This window comes from Cellvibrio chitinivorans (assembly GCF_035117775.1).
In the GTDB taxonomy this organism is placed as follows: domain Bacteria; phylum Pseudomonadota; class Gammaproteobacteria; order Pseudomonadales; family Cellvibrionaceae; genus Cellvibrio; species Cellvibrio chitinivorans.
The window spans coordinates 1-16,799 of the sequence record NZ_JAYKKN010000011.1 but is presented as its reverse complement, the minus strand read 5'-3'; the positions used below and the strand labels follow the sequence as shown (position 1 = coordinate 16,799).

The following is a 16,799-nucleotide window of genomic DNA, read 5'->3' as shown; positions in this document are numbered from 1 at the left end:
CTCAAATCCAGTAAGCCGCCGAAGGCGTATTTTGCTCAAGCCATATGCGAACTTGCTGTGCTGCCTGATCCAGTTTTTTTGTATTTATTGCATTGGTTTCTGAAGCCAGTCGTTGTTGCTCATATGCATACAAGCTCTCTAGCCAAGGTTTATAAACTTCTTCAAATGCTTGCATATTGGCAAGATCCAACCAATATATATGCGGGAATAAATGTGCTGGCAATTGGTTGGCGATGGTTTTCTCAGCAAAATGGCGAAACGCCGGATTAGAAAATCGTGCAGTCCAATTAGGGAAAATAAAACTCAAGCGGCAATGATAGAAATCATCAGAAAATCTCTCATCTTCAGAATTAACACTTTTAGTTTCAGTGCGTTTCCGAAGCAAAATATGTTCAAGTAAATAAAACCCTTCTGATTCGGCATTAACATCAGTAATTATTTTTTTAAATTTATGTACATAGGCAATAGCCTGCTCCCGCTCCATGGATTTTTTCAGTAAAGTCCAAAGGTCTTGTGCTTGTGAATAGAAATACACATCCACCAGATCATTTTTTTCTTGAGTGCGCAGGCGATAGGCATCGATACTGGTACCTTCCGCAATCATTGCCATGCTTAAAGTGAGGGCTTTAGTGGATGTGTAGTTCCATTGCAATAATTTTTGTTGCTGTTTGATTTTAAGAGTTGGTACTGGCTGCTGATCATGGCGATTTAATTCCGCTGCATTCATTCGCTGGCCAATGACTTTATCCTCTACCACATTTATATGGTTGACAGAAAAGCTCTTGGATAGCGTGCTCAGACTATCTAGTTGCTGTATACCCAGCAGGATATTTATTTTTTTGTGCAGGCTACCGAGATTGCTTGACTGCCAATGAGGCTCACTGGTATCAAACGTCCCCGCGCGGTTGCCGCTGATTTCCACCAGATGTAATAGATAGCGAATTTTATTATCAATAGCCCAATAGTCCGGTTGTTCTTGATGATAATAATTAAAGTGCAACAGGGCTTCCTGCGAAAATGCTTCACCATAGATCGCAAGTAATGTATCTAATGCGCGGCTCTTGCGATCGCTAGCGCGATCATGTTGTGCCTGTACCGCTTGTATTTCAGCTAATCCAATAGTGGCATCGGTATAGAGTTCTACAAAATTCGGAATATTGTGATTATCAAGATACTGGGCAAAATAACTGTGGTTAGGCTGTTCATTTAAACTGAATAACTCTTGCAGGTTTTGGATGTGCGCTAGCATGTTGGCCAGTAGCTGTTCAAACGGATAAAGATAGGATTTCAGTTGCTGCGCCTGCATTTTTCGCTCAGCTGATTCACTATTGGGCACGCCATCTGCATTAATGCCGTACACATTAGGAAAGTGGTTTTGAATCGAATAATAGTCGCTGTGGTGATGCGGTCGTCCTTGTGGCAGAGGATAGAAATTTGTGGGATTAGTTTTGTTGGTGCGAAACGCGCGGTATTCAAATTCTAGTTTTTGTAATGCACGGCGCGCTTCTTCCATAAGTCGCTCAATGGTTTCACCGCGTGCTTTCATTACGCCAGCCGGATCAGTAGTTTTGCCCGGATTAAAATCAATTTTAAGCCACGTCTGCCGCTCTACATCTTCTGGAAATTTCAGGAAAAAGGATTTGTGATCAATTGATTGGGTGTCCAGAGCTTTACCGTTGTTATCGACTAATTCCAGCCGGTACACTTTTTTCACCCCTTCAATTTGGGCTACCAAACCATTAAGCTCTTCCAAAGGTTTGGTTGATACTGGTGTATTAAGTGCATCGTCATAAATATAGCCGTGACGGGTAAGTGGCCCAGTGAAAATATCGACCAAGTCCACTTGCTCTTGCGCCAGAGTTTCATAGCGTTCCATTTGGATATTGGATGAAATTTTGCGTGCTACTTGAAAAAATACATCGGCATAAATAGCTGCCGGATTGCGCTTGCCATTGGTTTCAATAACTCCGCGCAAAAAGCAGGCTTCACTTTTTTCAATATGAACACTATCAAGATCTTCCCCCATATTGCGATTTTTGATAAACACCCGCTGCACTTTTTGCACAATCAGTTGCTTTTGTTCATCGCTATAGGCAGGGCCTGTTAATGGCTCCAGCAATTTTATCGCGACCCGATAGAGACATGCGCCATAACTTCCGGGTGCATCGGCAGTGGTAACTCTTACCGCATCAATCTCGGGGACCTCATCTAGTAAACGTTTGCAATAATCTTCTGCCGTTACCGGATGAGTAGGAAGAATGTCTTGCGGTTTATAGAGCGCGTAGTGATTAAAATCGATCAGGCCGCGGTCATTTGCAAGATAGTCTGCAACCGGTACATTAGCTTGATAAGCCAATTCAGTTAAGCCAAAACACAATTGCTCTAGGATCGTTACACCGGGGTCGTGCAGGTTGTAATCTGTCCAAATGTTGCCAGCGAGTTCCTGCGCACGAGCAATGCCCTCTTTGCGCAGGTTGGCAAAGTCGAGACCATCAACATCTTGCTGCAGGCGCGGAATTAGTTCAGATGAACTCATTAATCAGATTCCCGCATGGCAGTTTTGCTTGTAGCCGCATGTGTTCCATTACTCTGTTGTGCAAATTGCGCTTGTTGGGTTTGCAATTGTTGGTGTAGATAATGAATCAAATCGCAGACCCGATTATAAGGAAGCTCACCCAAGGCTTTTAGGCATTCACTAAAGTCTTCTGCACTAATGACAAACAAAGCGGGTGCCGAACGGTCTGCATCTGGTTGATAAAATTGCTGCGCCTGATGATTTAATTGGCCGATGATTTCAAACACCCGCTTAAAGGGCTGTTCAACTAACGCTTCCAATATCAAAGCGCTTTGATCTAGAGTCAGGTAAAAATGCAATTCGCGCGCGGCAGATCCAGTCATCTTATTACTCATTCAATATTAATTATCCGGGGGCTGATTGCTATCCATCATCAGCGGATCAAACCAAAGGCGTGTGAGGTGATATTTAATCCAGATGTTTTTTCCGTAACTGCATTGCACACGCATTTGCAACTTAAAATGAAACTGACCTTGTTCTGGTACCGGCTGCCAGCGCAATTCGATACGATTACATTTATTACCAAAATGTGCGTCCTGTGCATTAATACTACTTTTGCCATTAAACGTATTGAGTGCAAAAGCATGGAGCAGTGCGTACTTGCCGTCCGCATCCTGACCGCCCACACCTGCCATAATTTCAAACGCTTCACAGCCAGTTAACGCGCTGGTGATATCGTGCCAGTTGCCGTCGGCAGGTGCGGCCATCTCGCCACTTTTTCCCATGCGCCCGGTAGAGGCGATAGTGCCGTCAACATCCAGTGTTGCCTGCGGATTTTCTTTATTAATGCCAACTGCCACGCGCAACTTTCCCTGGCTGTCTTCAGTATGGCTATAAAGGCTCAGTACACGCGGGCAAGTCGGTGTACCAAAATGTAATTTGTTTTCGCTTGCACTTAACTCGAGAAACCACTGCGGACTTTCTACCGCGATATTTTTATAAAAGCTGAATAGCCTGCCAGAGCCCATTAATTGGGAAATTTTTAAACCATCACGACTGGTTTTATCAAAACCTTCTTCAAGGATATTCACCATCGAATCAATCAAATTGGAAAAATCCTGCTCTGAAGGCATTTTCCCTTTTTTGAATTTGTTCTTCAGGGCATTTCTATCGAGTTTTTCCATCCTGCTACCTATTAGAGAATGATAAAAGTACTACCCACTTCCAGCTCATCTACACCCGTGATTTGGGCGTGAATCTGGCGCGGCTGATCGAGAGTATCGAGATAATGGTGTTGTAATGGCACTGCGGTACTCCAGGCATAGGTAGGTTTTAAGGTTTGGCGATATTTTTCGTCGCCCTCTACACTGCCTGTATCATCGAGAATAAATAAACCTTCGTCGCCCGGTGCAATGCGCAACAGTGAAAAATCAGTTACATGCTCAATGTATTCAAGGTTGTGAATAAACGACTTCACTTCCTGTTCGCTCACACTCCAGCCGAAATGGACACTGTTACCTTGCTCACACCAAGGCGACAAATAATTACACAGCGCCTGATTTAATAAGTTTTGATGGCGGCCGGGATGCAAACCTTTTTTAAATTGCACAGCGCAGCGTACCTGCACCTCTTCATATACCGGATTCTCCACCGCTACCTGCACCAGCTCAGGTGTTAGCGGCTCAATAAATTCTTTGATGGACAACATGAGATGCCCATCAAAATAGGGTTTGAATCCGCGATCATCGTTCAAGTGGCGATATGGAATCGGAATAATCAATAGATGTCCGGGACAAATGGGGGCATGAGGATTGGTACGCAAATTGGCAAAACATTTCACTTTATAAATTTGCGGAAATTTTTCCAGAATCAACATTTCATAATCGAGCGGTGTAAGTGCACGATTTTTATGGCGTAGGCGCTCGCTAATGCGTGTGCGCAAATGCGCAATATTTTCGGCTGGTACTCCACCAAAAGAACTGCTGATCTGACTGATGCTGGTAATTCCCGCGATAGTTTGACGTGGACGCTTGATCGTATCGGGAGGCAGTTGCATCGGATGCTCCGTTGGTGGGTGCATACCCGAACGCCAGCTGACTTTTACTGCCTGCGCATAAACTGAAAAGAGATCACTGAAATGACTGAGCGCTTTATTAGCGCTGATTTTTAACCAATATAAACCACCCGGCATAATGCTATTGGCGGTGGTTATTTTTTCCGGCATGGTCAGAGTGATAATGCCTGAGGTCATAAAACCATTGGTTGAATCGCTCAATATGTAACGCGGGTTCAGTGGAAGCCAGTGGTTATTACTTAAATAGGACCAGTTCACTAGCGCTGCAGGTGTAAGCGCGGCCATCCGGCTTTCAGTGTGAGCTTGTGTGAGTTGTTCTTCGCTCAACGGCAATGAATTATTTTGCAAATGAAAATACAAACTCAGCTGCTGAATATCGCTCGCCACTATACCGATAAATAACGTTCCATCGTCTGGATATTGCGGGAGCAGATATAAGCGCGGATGACGCAGTGGCGATATGGCTTCCCATCCCAGTGGATGCAAATGAAAAAATTGATCTTTGTAACTGGACTCAGTTTCGCGCCCGGTATCTGCCAGCGTCAGAGTAGATACAGCAGAATAATTTACACGTATTGCGCTGATTTCCGGTGTGTAAGGTGGGTTGGGAATAGGTCGCGCAGAAGTTGAGTTTTTTACGCGCGTATTGTGGGTCAATACTTCTGCGAGCAAATTGGGGTATTCGCGATGGCCAAATGCACCCAGTGGTCCCTGCAAAGTAAATTTAAATAATCCGGAACGGGTCAGCGGTGAATAGTTGAAGGGGCGCTTTGCCTGATGTGGATCTTGCGCTTTATAAAATGGAATTGCGCTATTGGCCGATAAGGTTTTTTGTGCAACTAAATGGGCAGTGCCATTTTTTAGCGGAAAATTAAACAGTGTTTGATAACTGTTACTATCACTTGTGTCTGGCTGCCAGCGGCCATTGACTAATACACTGACACCAGCCACAAATTGATGGTTTTGTTTTGCATTTGGATAATCGCGATACCAGGTGTTAAATCCACCTGCAGTTGCAGGCAAGCTGCTCCAATCAATATCTACCGTCAATGACGTAAGTTGTTTGCTGCGCGTTTCGTCGAGGCCAACAATAAAATAAGAACCCACATCTGGCATTGGCCCAAACGGCGCAAAGGGAGCAAGCGGCGAGAGCTGGCCGATATTGTTGTGAAGTAATAAATCGTGACAGCCTGTAACCTCCACCTGTATGCATACTTCTTTTAGCACCAGTTGTTTAAGAATATCGTAGGGGTACTGTAGATAATTTTCTCTCAAGGTAAAGCGCAATACTGGCAGAGCTGTGGTTAACGCATCACCATGTACTTCGGTGTTGTAGCTACTAATCGACGGACTATTTTCTGGCAGCATAAAACTCAAACGCATCGTATTGGGTTTTATTCTGCCATCTGTCGCGTTATAAGCCGGTTTGTATTCCGCAATATCCAACCAACCTTCCGCGGTGGTCAGGCTGAGTTGGAATAGCTTACTGAAATAAGCAAAAAATTTAGCCTTGTCATCAGCAATATTGTCTTTGATATTGGGTAGGTAGCGCAGGATATTATTGAGCTTACCCCAAGGCTGACGCAGGATATTTTCAAAAACAAGATCTACAGTGATTTGCCGTTGGCCTTCCCGCAAGAGCAATACATTGCTGGCAACCGCAAATCCGATGCGTGCGCTGATTGCTTCATCACTCGCGCGTCCGTCGCTATTAGTCAGATTGCGCGCTGCGCCAAAAAACGGCTGGGCAATAAATTTATCGCGCGTTTTTTTGTCGGCTTTGGGTTGCGCATTGATAGCCGTCAACCAGCTGCCATCGGCAAGTGAAACACTGGTGCGTGCCGATGAGCCGCTGGTTCTTTCCTGCGCCGCACGAGTACTACCCGTGCGGCGCAGATCGAGATTAACTCGCGGAAAAAATAAGCTGTACAACTGCTCGACCTGCGCATCATTAATAATCACATCTTCATCTGATGCGTAGACAATATCCTGACTAGCACTATCAATACCGGCAAAAAATTCTGTACCTTTTGGTAGATGTATCTCACGCTCTTTGGTACCAGGCTGAAAAACCAAATAAGCACTGTCGGGTTTCACCGGACGCGGTTTGGCTTGCAATACTTGTGTGAAATAGAAATCGATAAAATCGAGAGTAAAACGATTTAACCGCTGTTGTAATTTTTGATAAAGAGTGACAAACGCAATACGTAAAGCCAGCGCCGGATCGTGATTTTTACTGCGCATGGATTCCGGCAAAAATTGACGCGCACTGAGTTGTACCATATCAGCCGCTTTCAGCAAGGAGGCATAGAGCGAACGAATATTGAGTTCTATATGTGGGTTGGTATTGCTATCTTCACGAGCCACATCCACTTGTCCGGCAGCAGTAATCAAACTCATGAAGTGCGCTGAAAAATAATCCGACTGTTTTACCCGCTCCGGCATTACACCATGCACACGATATAATTCCTTGGCCAAGCCGAGCACAACACTTTCAATTAATCCATAGAGATTTTCCCCAGCACTACTCTGGGGATGCTTTAACAGGTTCAACCAACGGTCGAGCATAAGCGCCAAACCCAATACCGAGGCAGGATTCTGCGCTTCACTCAGGGCCCATTCTTCACTACCGATTTCCTGCTGCAAACGCGCCTTGAATCGTTGCTCCAGCTCATCGACATCAAGCGCAATAATTTGGGCCATCACCACAATTTCATCGCGCGCAAACAAAATCTGTTCGATATCTTCCGATGAAAATTCCACTCCCGGTAATTTCACCAGACGCGCATAATCCTGTAACTGCGTCAGCAGCTGTTCAAATGACATTTCATCCACATTGAAATAGTGTTGCTCAAGTGCAGGCAAATAGCGGCGCTGCCGACTCATGCCATCGCGGACATGCAGTTGCAGCGATGCTCCTGTTTGTGCAGCACGCGTATCGCTCATTGGCAGATCCACTCCTTGCACATTAGCAACCATGCAGATAGAAAATTACGCTGAGACATTGCTGCCTTCGTTAAAATAAAATGGATAAACCAGGTTGTAGCGATTGTTGGTCGCTCGCACCCGGTAGTGAACATGAATTTGTATTTTGCCTTCGCGATAATCGTCATCACTTACATCAATGCGCTCAACAACCACCCGGGGCTCAAAAAATAAAATGGCTTTCTCTACGGTATCGCGCATCACTGCAAAATTACTTTCGTTGAGCGAATCAAATACATGGGCTTTTAATCCGCAGCCATAAATGGGTTGCATGATTCGCTCACCCGGTGTGGTCGATAACAAAATCAGTAGGCTTTCATGTATATCCTGTTCCGCACTCACTGTTATCAAGCCTTTGCTGGTGAACTCCGGTGGAAAACTCCAGCCTGTACCGAGAAATGATTTGCTGCTCATCGTATTTATTTACCTACGAATGTTTTTACCTGCCAATTTATTCATCCACCAATCATGACGGTGGGCAAACCTAATACAATATTGCCGCCATGCGCTGTGTTATCGCCCATGCGCGCCGCCGGTTTTCCGCCGATCATGACTGTGGCAGAGCCTTTCACAATAGAATCCGGTGGGCCGACGCAGACGCACATATCGCCCACTACCGCAGCAGGCAAACTGCCAATCAACACCGTTGGTACACAGGGGCCACTAATCGGCCCGCCCACATGGGGTACGGGGCCGGTGGTCATAGGGCAGGCATGCATATCGGTAATTCGCGCTGCAGGTGGCATAATATTTTTCCGCTAAAAAATAATTTTTAAATTTAATTAATCATCACCAGCGCACCTTTGATGGTGGTTTGCCCTGCTGCTGATACCTCTGCAGTTGCACTGCCTTTCGCGGTAAAACCCACATTGGCAGTTGCGGTAATATTTAAACCGGTTTGCTTGATATCCATTTGCGAGCTTGCCTCAATATTGCCCGTGGCATTGAGTACAATTTTCCCCTGGGCTTTGAGCGTAATATCTTTGGGGCTGTCGAGGGAGATGCCCGCTGAATCCAGTGTAACTTTGTTGCTGTTTTGATCCTGCAATAAAATCGATTTGCCATCATCGCTAATCACAATTTGATTGTTGGCTGGTGTGATAATAGTGATGATTTTTTTCTCCTCATTGAATTCCATTTTCATTTGGGTGCGTGTCACCAGTGCTTTGGTATTGTTTGCCGCTTCCGGCGTATAGGGAGGTTTCTTTGCGCTGGAATACAAACTGCCGAGGATCACCGGATGTGATGGATCGCCGTTAAAAAAACCCAGCACCACTTCATCGCCAATTTCTGGAATAAAAAACGCACCAAAACTATTAGAGGAATAAAAATTCGCAAGACGTGCCCAGAAACCATCGGTTGCTGCACTCATTTCCGGAATGGAAACCTGAATACGGTATTGGGCTTCCGGATCATTATCCAATTTCAATACGGTGCCCACATGTAAGCCGTTAACGCCGGCATTTAAGCCAGCGGCCAGCGGCGCTTCCAATTCATTGATTTCGCTAAACCAATTGGGCGACATGCCAAATTCAGTGCGCGTAATCCAATTGCCATCGACCACACGATGGTGCACACCGCTGACAAATGCGCTGCCGTTAAAGCGATCACCCACACCGGCGAGCTCAATAATCACTCCGGGTTTTGCCAATGCACTACCTTGAAAACTCACGTGCCCGCGAATGCGCGCCAGACCGGATTTTAATTGTTGTGCCTTAGCCCAGCTGGTAAGCAGACTGCTGTCTTGCGGAACAGTACTTTGCAAACGGAAATCGTTCACAGCCAACACACTCGCGAGTGTTGCCGAGGTGATATTGCCCTGTTCATTCAGGGCTTCCGGTGTAGCGGTTTGTTGCAGTAATGCCTGACTGGCGAGATCCCAGCCATTGCTAGTGACATTGCCGTATTGATTGCGCGCATCCAGCTCCGCATTGAAGTCGATTAAATCAATGCCATAGGTAACTGTGAGCACAGCAGCAGCGCTCACCTGCGGCGGCGCAACAGTAACTGTGCCAGCATCGAGTGTGACCAGCATGCCGTTGGCTTCTGCGCGCGCGAGCATAAAATCCCAATCGCTGCTGTAAAATTGCACCAGCTCTTTGTGTTGAAAAGTTGTGGCAGTTACTGCAGCAGTGAGGCCGGAGGAATTGCCAATCAAACTGGTGATAATGTCGCTGTCTTTTTTATCAATGTAATTGGCGTTCTTGCGCCCGATAGTCATGGCCAGCGCTTTATCTTTGCATTCCACTACTAGGCGTGCATCATTTTGGCTAGTAATTTTTACTGAGTGTTTGATGATAACGCCGGTGAAAATATCGGTAACTGTTTGGTCGTAACCTAGCTGGATTTTGATTGTTGCGCCCGGCACAAAGGTCGCGCTGTCACTATTGGGAAATTTTGCTTCGGGCATATCCCCATCATTCAACACCAGAGTGGCGGTGTTGATGCGATTGACCCAGGCACTGATATCGATAGAAATAATTTCAATACTGGTGGAGAGCGCCGTGCCATCCACCAAAATATTGAAGCTGACTACGCCGCTGGTATTTGTTAAAGGAGATTCAGCCATGACTACACCAGCGGAGGAAAACGCAGCAGCTGGCCAGGTTGTAACTGGCGAAAATTATGCAGCTGGTTAAGACGCGCAACAGCCAGATAATAGGAGCTGTCTTTATAAATTTGATAACAGAGCATAGGCAAGGTATCGCCCGCTTTGACTTCAACTAAATGAGTTAGGTCAGGTGACTCAAGGCTCGCACCGCGAAACACTTCTTCAGTGCTTTTGTACGCGGTAAATACCAAATCCATTTTGGCGCGCAGCGGTTCGCCATTGGGTTTGAACAATGTGTAATTGACTTTCAACGCTTCCATGCGCGCTTTAAACAAGAGTGGCCCCCAAGATACCTCCACCACCGGTGGTTCATGCTCCGAGCCATCATAGTCATAGGCAACTTTGCGTAACAGCGCAACTTGCGCGCGTACGCTGCTGCTAGTGCCCTCTACCACACCTGTGCCATCAAGAACCAATTCTTTGAATTCAATTCTATCGGGATTTGATTTGTTGTATTTCTTTTCGCTGCCGGGTCCAGGCGCCTGATTTTCAGCGTAGCTAATCGATGAGCTATGCGTATAACCCGCTGGATTGATCAAGGCTTCAAAAGGTGTGTCTCCATTGACCGTTGCTATGCCATCATTGACATCGCAGGGTGAAATTTTTAATTTCACTTTTGTACCATTAGCCACAGCCATGATCTATCGCTGACCTCTATCGTTGAGCATTTCCACAATCAGGCGACGGCATTCACTCAATACTTCGTGTTTGATATTGGCTTGCTGTAGGTTGCGCTGTTCAGCGCGCTCATCATGTTCTTCATCCACCACGTTGGATTTAATCAGCAGTTGTTTGATTTCTATGACCATGATGGAATTGTCGCAATCAGTGTTAAATTAAAAGTTTCCGGTTATAGAATTCGCTTGGAGTGGGTGTAACTTAAGACGATTTTTTCTATTGCCACTTCATTTTTAGTTGAATTAAATGCTTCCACTTCCCACCTGATTGGAAACGCATTGGCAAATGACCAGCCACGAATAGGTTCAGCATTTTCATTGAGCAAATACACATTGATGGATTTCGGCATTATCTTGTTCATAAAATCCCCCTCCATTACCTCCTGACACCAACTCACTAAAGGTGAAGAGGTCGGTGCAATCCCACGCTTTAATTCCAGATTGCTCTGTTTTATTGCGGTCGGTAATTTGTGAACAAACCGATTTTCACCGCCTTCGGGAACATCTTCGGTTGACATCTCGCTGGAAATACCGGAGACATCCTGAAAAGACGAATCAACGCCATCCGCGTTGCCACCAAAAACTACTTTGAAATAAAACGCAGAAGGCGGGTATAAACCGCCTTCTGTGCTACTTACGGGAGTTGCTGCAGACATTTAGCTGTGCGCACCATTAACCATTTGCAATAGTTAAACCTTCGTGAACAATTTCAATGCTCTCGATGGCAACTTCATTTCCTTCCGCTTTTAAATCGGTGGAGGAAATTTTTGTCGGCCATGCATTGGTCAAAGTCCATACCATGGTGGGGGCGCTACTTTCGTCAAGCAAGCTGATAGTGACGGGAACACGTTTGATAGTGTTCAGTTTGATTTGATTTAACCAATCCCAGAATTTGTTATCGCCCTTGAACACACCTTTTTTCATGGTCACATTGCCGAATTTTTTCATGCCCGGCATTTTGATCACGGAAAATTGCTTGCTGTCTCCTGAGCGATATTTAATTTCTTCTGATTGAATGTCCAGTCCGCTCACTTCCTGAAAGGACATAACATTGGAGTCCCATTTCACTTCAAAGTGAAACTTGGGAAGGGGCCAAATATTGGCTGATTGTGCTGAGCCGTCTTCTGCCATAGTAATCTCTACCTTAATTTATCTATGGATTAAAAATATGCGAAGTCCTTGCTGCTATTACACACAGCTGTGTATAACAAAACCTCGCGTCAACTATTTCCTATTACCTTATCGTTGATGCACTAAATGATTATGATTTTTGCATCTGTTGCTGGAAGGTAATCTCGATAAATTCTGCCGGACGGCTTAATGCAACCAATACCGTCACACGCAAAATACCTTCAAGAATATCTTCCGCGGTCATGGTTTCACCCAGGCCAACGTGCACACTGAATGCATCTTCCGGGCTTGAACCTGCGAGTCCGCCGCGCTTCCATACACCCGTGAGGAAATTGCCGACCATACTCTTAATCGTCACCCAGGTATTGGCCACGTTGGGTTCAAATACATAGGCTTTGCTGGCAAGTTTGATTGACTCCTCCAGCATGATCATAGTGCGACGCACGTTAACGTAGCGCCAATCGAGACTGTTGCCATCAAGCGTACGCGCGCCCCATACCAATGTACCCTCACCAATAAAGGTGCGAATCGCATTGATGGATTTACCGGCCGTATTTACGTTGAGGTCTTCTTGCTCTTCGTGATTGATATTCACGGTGGGCGATGAAACTGCACTCAAGCTAACGTTTGCTGGTGCTTTCCATACGCCGCGTGTGTTATCCACCATTGTATAAATACCGGCCATAGCTCCGCTTGGAGGTAACAGGTTGAGTTTGTGTTGAATACCTGCCAACACCTTGTTGTAGAGTGGGCAAACCGCACTGAGGGTTTTGTGTAATTCATTATTTTCTGCTGCACTTTTGCTGGGAGTGTCGGCCAGTTTTTTGATCTCGGCAACGATACTTTCCTGCTTCTTCAGCGATGGAATTGTCTCGCGGACTTCTTGAATCAATACATTCGCCAGATTTTCCAGGCTGTCTTCGTGAATGTTGCGGAATGACAATTCGCTCACTGGCACAACAGAACTATTCAACCAGGGATAATAAGCTGCGCTAAAAGCTGGGAAGTTGGTTGCAAATTTATTGCGGAATGTATCGATACACGCGTTGTCGCGATTATCCATAAAGCCGCCAAACACATCGAGAATCGCAAACCGGTTTTTCATTTCATAACCGCAGTGCGACACCATGGTTTGTTGCAATTTGTAGCAATCAGCTTGATCGAGCGAGACCGCATCTGGAATAACCAGCATGGTTGGCTCTTGTTCTTTTTTCAGTAACTCAATACCGACAGATAATTCGCTGTCTTTTATGCCATCAGAGTAGTTGCCTACAGACACAACATAACAAGCACCACCACCGTTTTGAAAAAACAGCATCATGCTGCGATAGAGCAGGAAGTAGGTGCCATCAAGGGAAAGGAAAAATTTATCGCTTTTGCCGAGTGAAAAATCTTCATCGGCGCCGCTGAACAGGTCCTCATTTTTATCCGCGCCAGCAATTGCAGCAACGGCCTCACGTGAATTATTGATTTCATTGGCGATTTTAATTTCATCATCTGAGGCGCCGGCCGCTACGGTATAGACCGCGGGGGTAGGGGCTTCGCTGCCTTTGCGCGCGATGGTGAAACTGGCTGGCGGCGGACCTCCGAAATAGCTGATAAATTCAGCCATGGATGAAATGCGCCAGGGTTTATTGAGCAGACTTTTGCCTTTGTTATCAGCAAATTCCGTATACCCGACAAACGCCGGAACAGCGGTAGCTACTTCAACAACGGAGTTGGGGAAGGCGTCTTTTTCAACTATATAGACGCCGGGAGTTTTATACGCGCCAGCCATATTCGTTCCTTTAAGTGCTATTGATTTACATAAATTTCTGCAACAAGGATTTGCTGCCCCCTGAGGTCCCTGCTCTTGCTGATCAAGTTAACTCCTGCGTTAGGTAAACGCTTGATCAGGATCTTGCCTGAGTTGTTTTTATCTTTCAGTTGAAACCGTTGTTTTGGCACGCTGTTCATTGCAATTGGTTGTTGCGAAACAAACGCTTTGCCATTTTTAGCAACAGATTCATCACTCAAGTCAAATGCTATAGGCGCCTGCGGATTTAAATCATGGATGTCCAAGTCCAATTGCGCAAGTTCGCCAAAAAAATAATATTTCCAATAAATATCGCGCGTATGAAATTTTATCTTGCGTGCGATTGGGGCGAGCGACTGCAAACTATTTATACATTCTGTGTCGCTTAAATCTATGTCCACAATAAATAACGGTGTTTTATCGCCCGGTTTTTTTCGCACAGGATGAGCATCTTGTAATTCTGCAGCTTGCTCATCTTGCAATTCAAGACTCGTGTTATCTTCTGTAATATTTTTGCTGTTGAAATATACGGGAAAATTTTTATTTTGGGTTTCCAATGTGTAAAAACCAAAATAGGGGTCTTGTGTGAATACTTCAAACCGCAGCACAGCTTCTTCATCAAATGCGACCGGAGAATTCTGATCGGCAATAATGACAATGCCATTATCTTCGGTGCGCACTAACAATTGATATTGCTGCAATACGTACCGGGTAGCAGGCGTTGGCATAAATATCAAATTGGTGCAGCGGTTATCGTCAAAAAAAAGGTGTTCAACCGTCAAAGAAAATATCGGTTTGAAATGTGCCATGAATATTGACTCGCATTAACCGCGAATATCACCTTGTGGTTTGTTCACCAGAGGCAATTGTGCTACGACATTATCAGGATTGATGGTTACCATGCGTACACGGTAATACACGGAGGGAAGATATTTTCCGCCCAACAAACCCCACAGGTTACTTAAATCCTGAATGTTCAGGTTCTCGATATCCAATACGAGCTTATCGATGCGAGAGTCCAGATCCGGTGTTGAATGTTTATCAAATACCGGCTGCATCTGAAAAAATGCGATGGCTTTGGAAATAAATTTAAGCGCTTCAGCGTAGTTGCTGCCGCTAAAGTTCGCTGCCAACATCACATATAAATTTAAATAAATCGAGCGGCTACCAACCAAGGCGCGGCCATCAAATCCGGTTGCACGCGCGCTGCCAGATTGCGGCACAGTATCTTTTTCAATATTGGTGAGCAGTAAAATTAATTTATTGTTGGTATGAGGTGCAGTATTGCCGTCGCTCTCTACCAAGCTTGAAACCACAACAATATCTTCAGTGAGATTATTGGTGCGTTTGAGGTAGGCATTTAGCTGCATTGCTAAATGATTCATTGCAGCTTGAATCAATCCACACCCCTGTTAGATATTCTTTATTTGAGATTTTGAGAATGTTAGCACAAAAAAAAATTACGTCTTGTTCTTTTTTAAATGCAAATCATTTTATAAAAATTATTTGTTGAATTTGGTGCCAAATTTTATGGCGGCGCATTACAGCAATAAAAAGAGCATTTTTGATCTTGGTTTTTTAGCGCAACAGTGATGGACGCAATTCCTCATACCTCACAAGCCTTGAATTAGGCTATCTAGACAGAATAGACGCATCACAGATATGTCCGCAAAGGGAATGGTTTTTTTCGCTACACCAAGATAATCACCTTAAATATCAATAGCACTCGCGGCTTTTCTCAAGCGATTATCAGAGCGGCGGTCATATTTTTGAGTCGTTAATACAGAAGCATGTCCCATAGCATCTTTAACGGTGATAATGTCCTCGCCATTTTCCAGCATCATGGTCGCAAATGAACGGCGCAAATCGTGGGGAGAAAATGGGTCTACACCAGCTTCGACTCTACGTGTTTCCAAGATGTGATAAATCGCTTGATCGGTCATCCTTTCATTGGTTATCAAACCAAAACGACGAATTCGGTAGAACAGGGGGCCAGGTAAGTTGCCACGAATTCGTGTTAGATATTCGTTCAACCTCGTCCAGGTTCCTGATGGCATAAAAGCCAATCGCTCTTTATTTCCTTTCCCGGAAACATTAAAAGAGTGATCCATTTTATTGATGCTTTCCAAATCCAATGAAACAATTTCTGCACGGCGCAAACCACATCCAATCAACACCGCCATGATTGCAGCATCCCTATACCCCAAGGGGTCTTCACCACATACGGAGAAGAGACTATCTATCTCCGCTTTTGAGAGCGAGCGGCCTTTCGGCAGCCTAAACCCTTTTACGGTTTTTATTAGCTTGATGTGCTGAAAACTGTCGGTATCCAGCTGCCCTAAAGTCCACGCTTCCAAAGCGACACCTTTAAGTGCTGAGAGGTAAGTGTTAATGGTGGCAGGAGACCGGCCGGACTCACGGAGCAACCCAATCACACTATGAATGTGATGTCTACGTAACGCGCCCCAATTGAAATTACTGACATTACAGGAATCATCTACAAGGCCAGCAACGATATTCAAAAACGAATACATGGTTTTCTGACTTTTCACAGAGCCTAAGCTACGCAGATAAGCGAATGCAGGGTTAGTAATATTTCGCGGAGACGTCAAATCAGTCGCCGCGAGAGAATGCTCATCTGACAAGATTTCTTCTTTTTTAATGAAGAGCATTGGCTTATGGTCGCCTGACATTTTTGAGTTAGATTCCTGATCAAAGTCTTGATAAATCCCAAACAGCCCTCCAATTTTAACATTTCTACTTTTTAAAAGATACATTTTAATAAGTAGAAAATATACAGGACGATATTCTTTTGGCGCTCATTATCTAGATCCATTTGGAGGATATTTACTGAATGATTGGGGAAAGGTCAGAGTCGACAGTTTGTTGATTTGCGTTTAAAACTGACCCACCTTTTGCGTTGAATTTTGACCCACCCTTAATGGTTTATTTTACGGGTTTGGGTTGTGGATAAGCTGTCGTCTTTTTCTCCTTTTTCGGTGGGTTTGAAC

General features: G+C 45.0%; 15 protein-coding genes. All 15 read right to left on the bottom strand.

Annotation, left to right across the window (positions count from 1 at the left end):
• Position 1 precedes the first annotated feature (1 nt).
• Positions 2–2,536 carry a hypothetical protein gene (locus SPL68_RS17835; RefSeq protein ID WP_323816529.1) on the bottom strand — a complete coding sequence of 845 codons (2,535 nt, stop codon included), beginning with the start codon at positions 2,534–2,536 and terminating at the stop codon, positions 2–4.
• A complete protein-coding gene (locus tag SPL68_RS17830) occupies positions 2,536–2,898 on the bottom strand; it encodes a hypothetical protein (RefSeq protein WP_323816528.1) in 363 nt (120 codons plus the stop codon). Before SPL68_RS17830 ends, SPL68_RS17835 begins: the two co-directional genes overlap by 1 nt.
• 18 nt (positions 2,899–2,916) lie before the next feature.
• On the bottom strand, positions 2,917–3,699 hold the full coding sequence (locus SPL68_RS17825) for a type 2 periplasmic-binding domain-containing protein (protein WP_323816527.1): 783 nt from the start codon (positions 3,697–3,699) through the stop codon (positions 2,917–2,919).
• Between the two features lie 11 nt (positions 3,700–3,710).
• Complete coding sequence (locus SPL68_RS17820; RefSeq protein ID WP_323816526.1) at positions 3,711–7,535, bottom strand: baseplate J/gp47 family protein; 3,825 nt, start codon at positions 7,533–7,535, stop codon at positions 3,711–3,713.
• Between the two features lie 45 nt (positions 7,536–7,580).
• Complete coding sequence (locus SPL68_RS17815; RefSeq protein ID WP_323816525.1) at positions 7,581–7,988, bottom strand: GPW/gp25 family protein; 408 nt, start codon at positions 7,986–7,988, stop codon at positions 7,581–7,583.
• Between the two features lie 41 nt (positions 7,989–8,029).
• The gene (locus SPL68_RS17810; protein ID WP_323816524.1) at positions 8,030–8,320 is read right to left on the bottom strand and encodes a PAAR domain-containing protein; all 291 of its coding nucleotides are present in this window, start codon (positions 8,318–8,320) and stop codon (positions 8,030–8,032) included.
• A gap of 32 nt (positions 8,321–8,352) precedes the next feature.
• Positions 8,353–10,143, bottom strand: a complete 1,791-nt coding sequence (vgrG, locus tag SPL68_RS17805; protein ID WP_323816523.1) for a type VI secretion system tip protein VgrG — start codon at positions 10,141–10,143, stop codon at positions 8,353–8,355.
• 2 nt (positions 10,144–10,145) lie between these two features.
• Positions 10,146–10,823 carry a CIS tube protein gene (locus SPL68_RS17800; protein ID WP_323816522.1) on the bottom strand — a complete coding sequence of 226 codons (678 nt, stop codon included), beginning with the start codon at positions 10,821–10,823 and terminating at the stop codon, positions 10,146–10,148.
• Positions 10,824–10,826: 3 nt separating this feature from the next.
• Positions 10,827–10,994 (bottom strand): DUF5908 family protein, encoded by a 168-nt coding sequence (locus SPL68_RS17795; RefSeq protein WP_323816521.1) that lies wholly within the window; start codon positions 10,992–10,994, stop codon positions 10,827–10,829.
• 41 nt (positions 10,995–11,035) lie between these two features.
• Entirely contained in the window at positions 11,036–11,518 is a 483-nt protein-coding gene (locus tag SPL68_RS17790) for a phage tail protein (protein ID WP_323816520.1), read from the bottom strand.
• 16 nt (positions 11,519–11,534) lie between these two features.
• Positions 11,535–11,993 carry a phage tail protein gene (locus SPL68_RS17785; RefSeq protein WP_323816519.1) on the bottom strand — a complete coding sequence of 153 codons (459 nt, stop codon included), beginning with the start codon at positions 11,991–11,993 and terminating at the stop codon, positions 11,535–11,537.
• A 130-nt stretch (positions 11,994–12,123) separates the two neighbouring features.
• The gene (locus SPL68_RS17780) at positions 12,124–13,770 is read right to left on the bottom strand and encodes a phage tail sheath family protein (RefSeq protein WP_323816518.1); all 1,647 of its coding nucleotides are present in this window, start codon (positions 13,768–13,770) and stop codon (positions 12,124–12,126) included.
• Between the two features lie 17 nt (positions 13,771–13,787).
• Complete coding sequence (locus SPL68_RS17775; RefSeq protein WP_323816517.1) at positions 13,788–14,345, bottom strand: hypothetical protein; 558 nt, start codon at positions 14,343–14,345, stop codon at positions 13,788–13,790.
• A gap of 267 nt (positions 14,346–14,612) precedes the next feature.
• Positions 14,613–15,173 (bottom strand): Pvc16 family protein, encoded by a 561-nt coding sequence (locus SPL68_RS17770; protein ID WP_323816516.1) that lies wholly within the window; start codon positions 15,171–15,173, stop codon positions 14,613–14,615.
• Positions 15,174–15,497: 324 nt separating this feature from the next.
• Positions 15,498–16,565, bottom strand: a complete 1,068-nt coding sequence (locus SPL68_RS17765; RefSeq protein WP_323816515.1) for a tyrosine-type recombinase/integrase — start codon at positions 16,563–16,565, stop codon at positions 15,498–15,500.
• Positions 16,566–16,799: the final 234 nt, after the last annotated feature.

Coding starts and splice junctions, on each gene's coding strand:
- SPL68_RS17785 (WP_323816519.1), bottom strand. CDS start 11,993: ATGGCAGAAGACGGCTCAGCACAATCAGCCAATATTTGGCCCCTTCCC.
- SPL68_RS17780 (WP_323816518.1), bottom strand. CDS start 13,770: ATGGCTGGCGCGTATAAAACTCCCGGCGTCTATATAGTTGAAAAAGAC.
- vgrG (WP_323816523.1), bottom strand. CDS start 10,143: ATGGCTGAATCTCCTTTAACAAATACCAGCGGCGTAGTCAGCTTCAAT.
- SPL68_RS17825 (WP_323816527.1), bottom strand. CDS start 3,699: ATGGAAAAACTCGATAGAAATGCCCTGAAGAACAAATTCAAAAAAGGG.
- SPL68_RS17795 (WP_323816521.1), bottom strand. CDS start 10,994: ATGGTCATAGAAATCAAACAACTGCTGATTAAATCCAACGTGGTGGAT.
- SPL68_RS17820 (WP_323816526.1), bottom strand. CDS start 7,535: ATGAGCGATACGCGTGCTGCACAAACAGGAGCATCGCTGCAACTGCAT.
- SPL68_RS17810 (WP_323816524.1), bottom strand. CDS start 8,320: ATGCCACCTGCAGCGCGAATTACCGATATGCATGCCTGCCCTATGACC.
- SPL68_RS17835 (WP_323816529.1), bottom strand. CDS start 2,536: ATGAGTTCATCTGAACTAATTCCGCGCCTGCAGCAAGATGTTGATGGT.
- SPL68_RS17770 (WP_323816516.1), bottom strand. CDS start 15,173: ATGAATCATTTAGCAATGCAGCTAAATGCCTACCTCAAACGCACCAAT.
- SPL68_RS17790 (WP_323816520.1), bottom strand. CDS start 11,518: ATGTCTGCAGCAACTCCCGTAAGTAGCACAGAAGGCGGTTTATACCCG.
- SPL68_RS17800 (WP_323816522.1), bottom strand. CDS start 10,823: ATGGCTGTGGCTAATGGTACAAAAGTGAAATTAAAAATTTCACCCTGC.
- SPL68_RS17815 (WP_323816525.1), bottom strand. CDS start 7,988: ATGAGCAGCAAATCATTTCTCGGTACAGGCTGGAGTTTTCCACCGGAG.
- SPL68_RS17765 (WP_323816515.1), bottom strand. CDS start 16,565: ATGTATCTTTTAAAAAGTAGAAATGTTAAAATTGGAGGGCTGTTTGGG.
- SPL68_RS17830 (WP_323816528.1), bottom strand. CDS start 2,898: ATGACTGGATCTGCCGCGCGCGAATTGCATTTTTACCTGACTCTAGAT.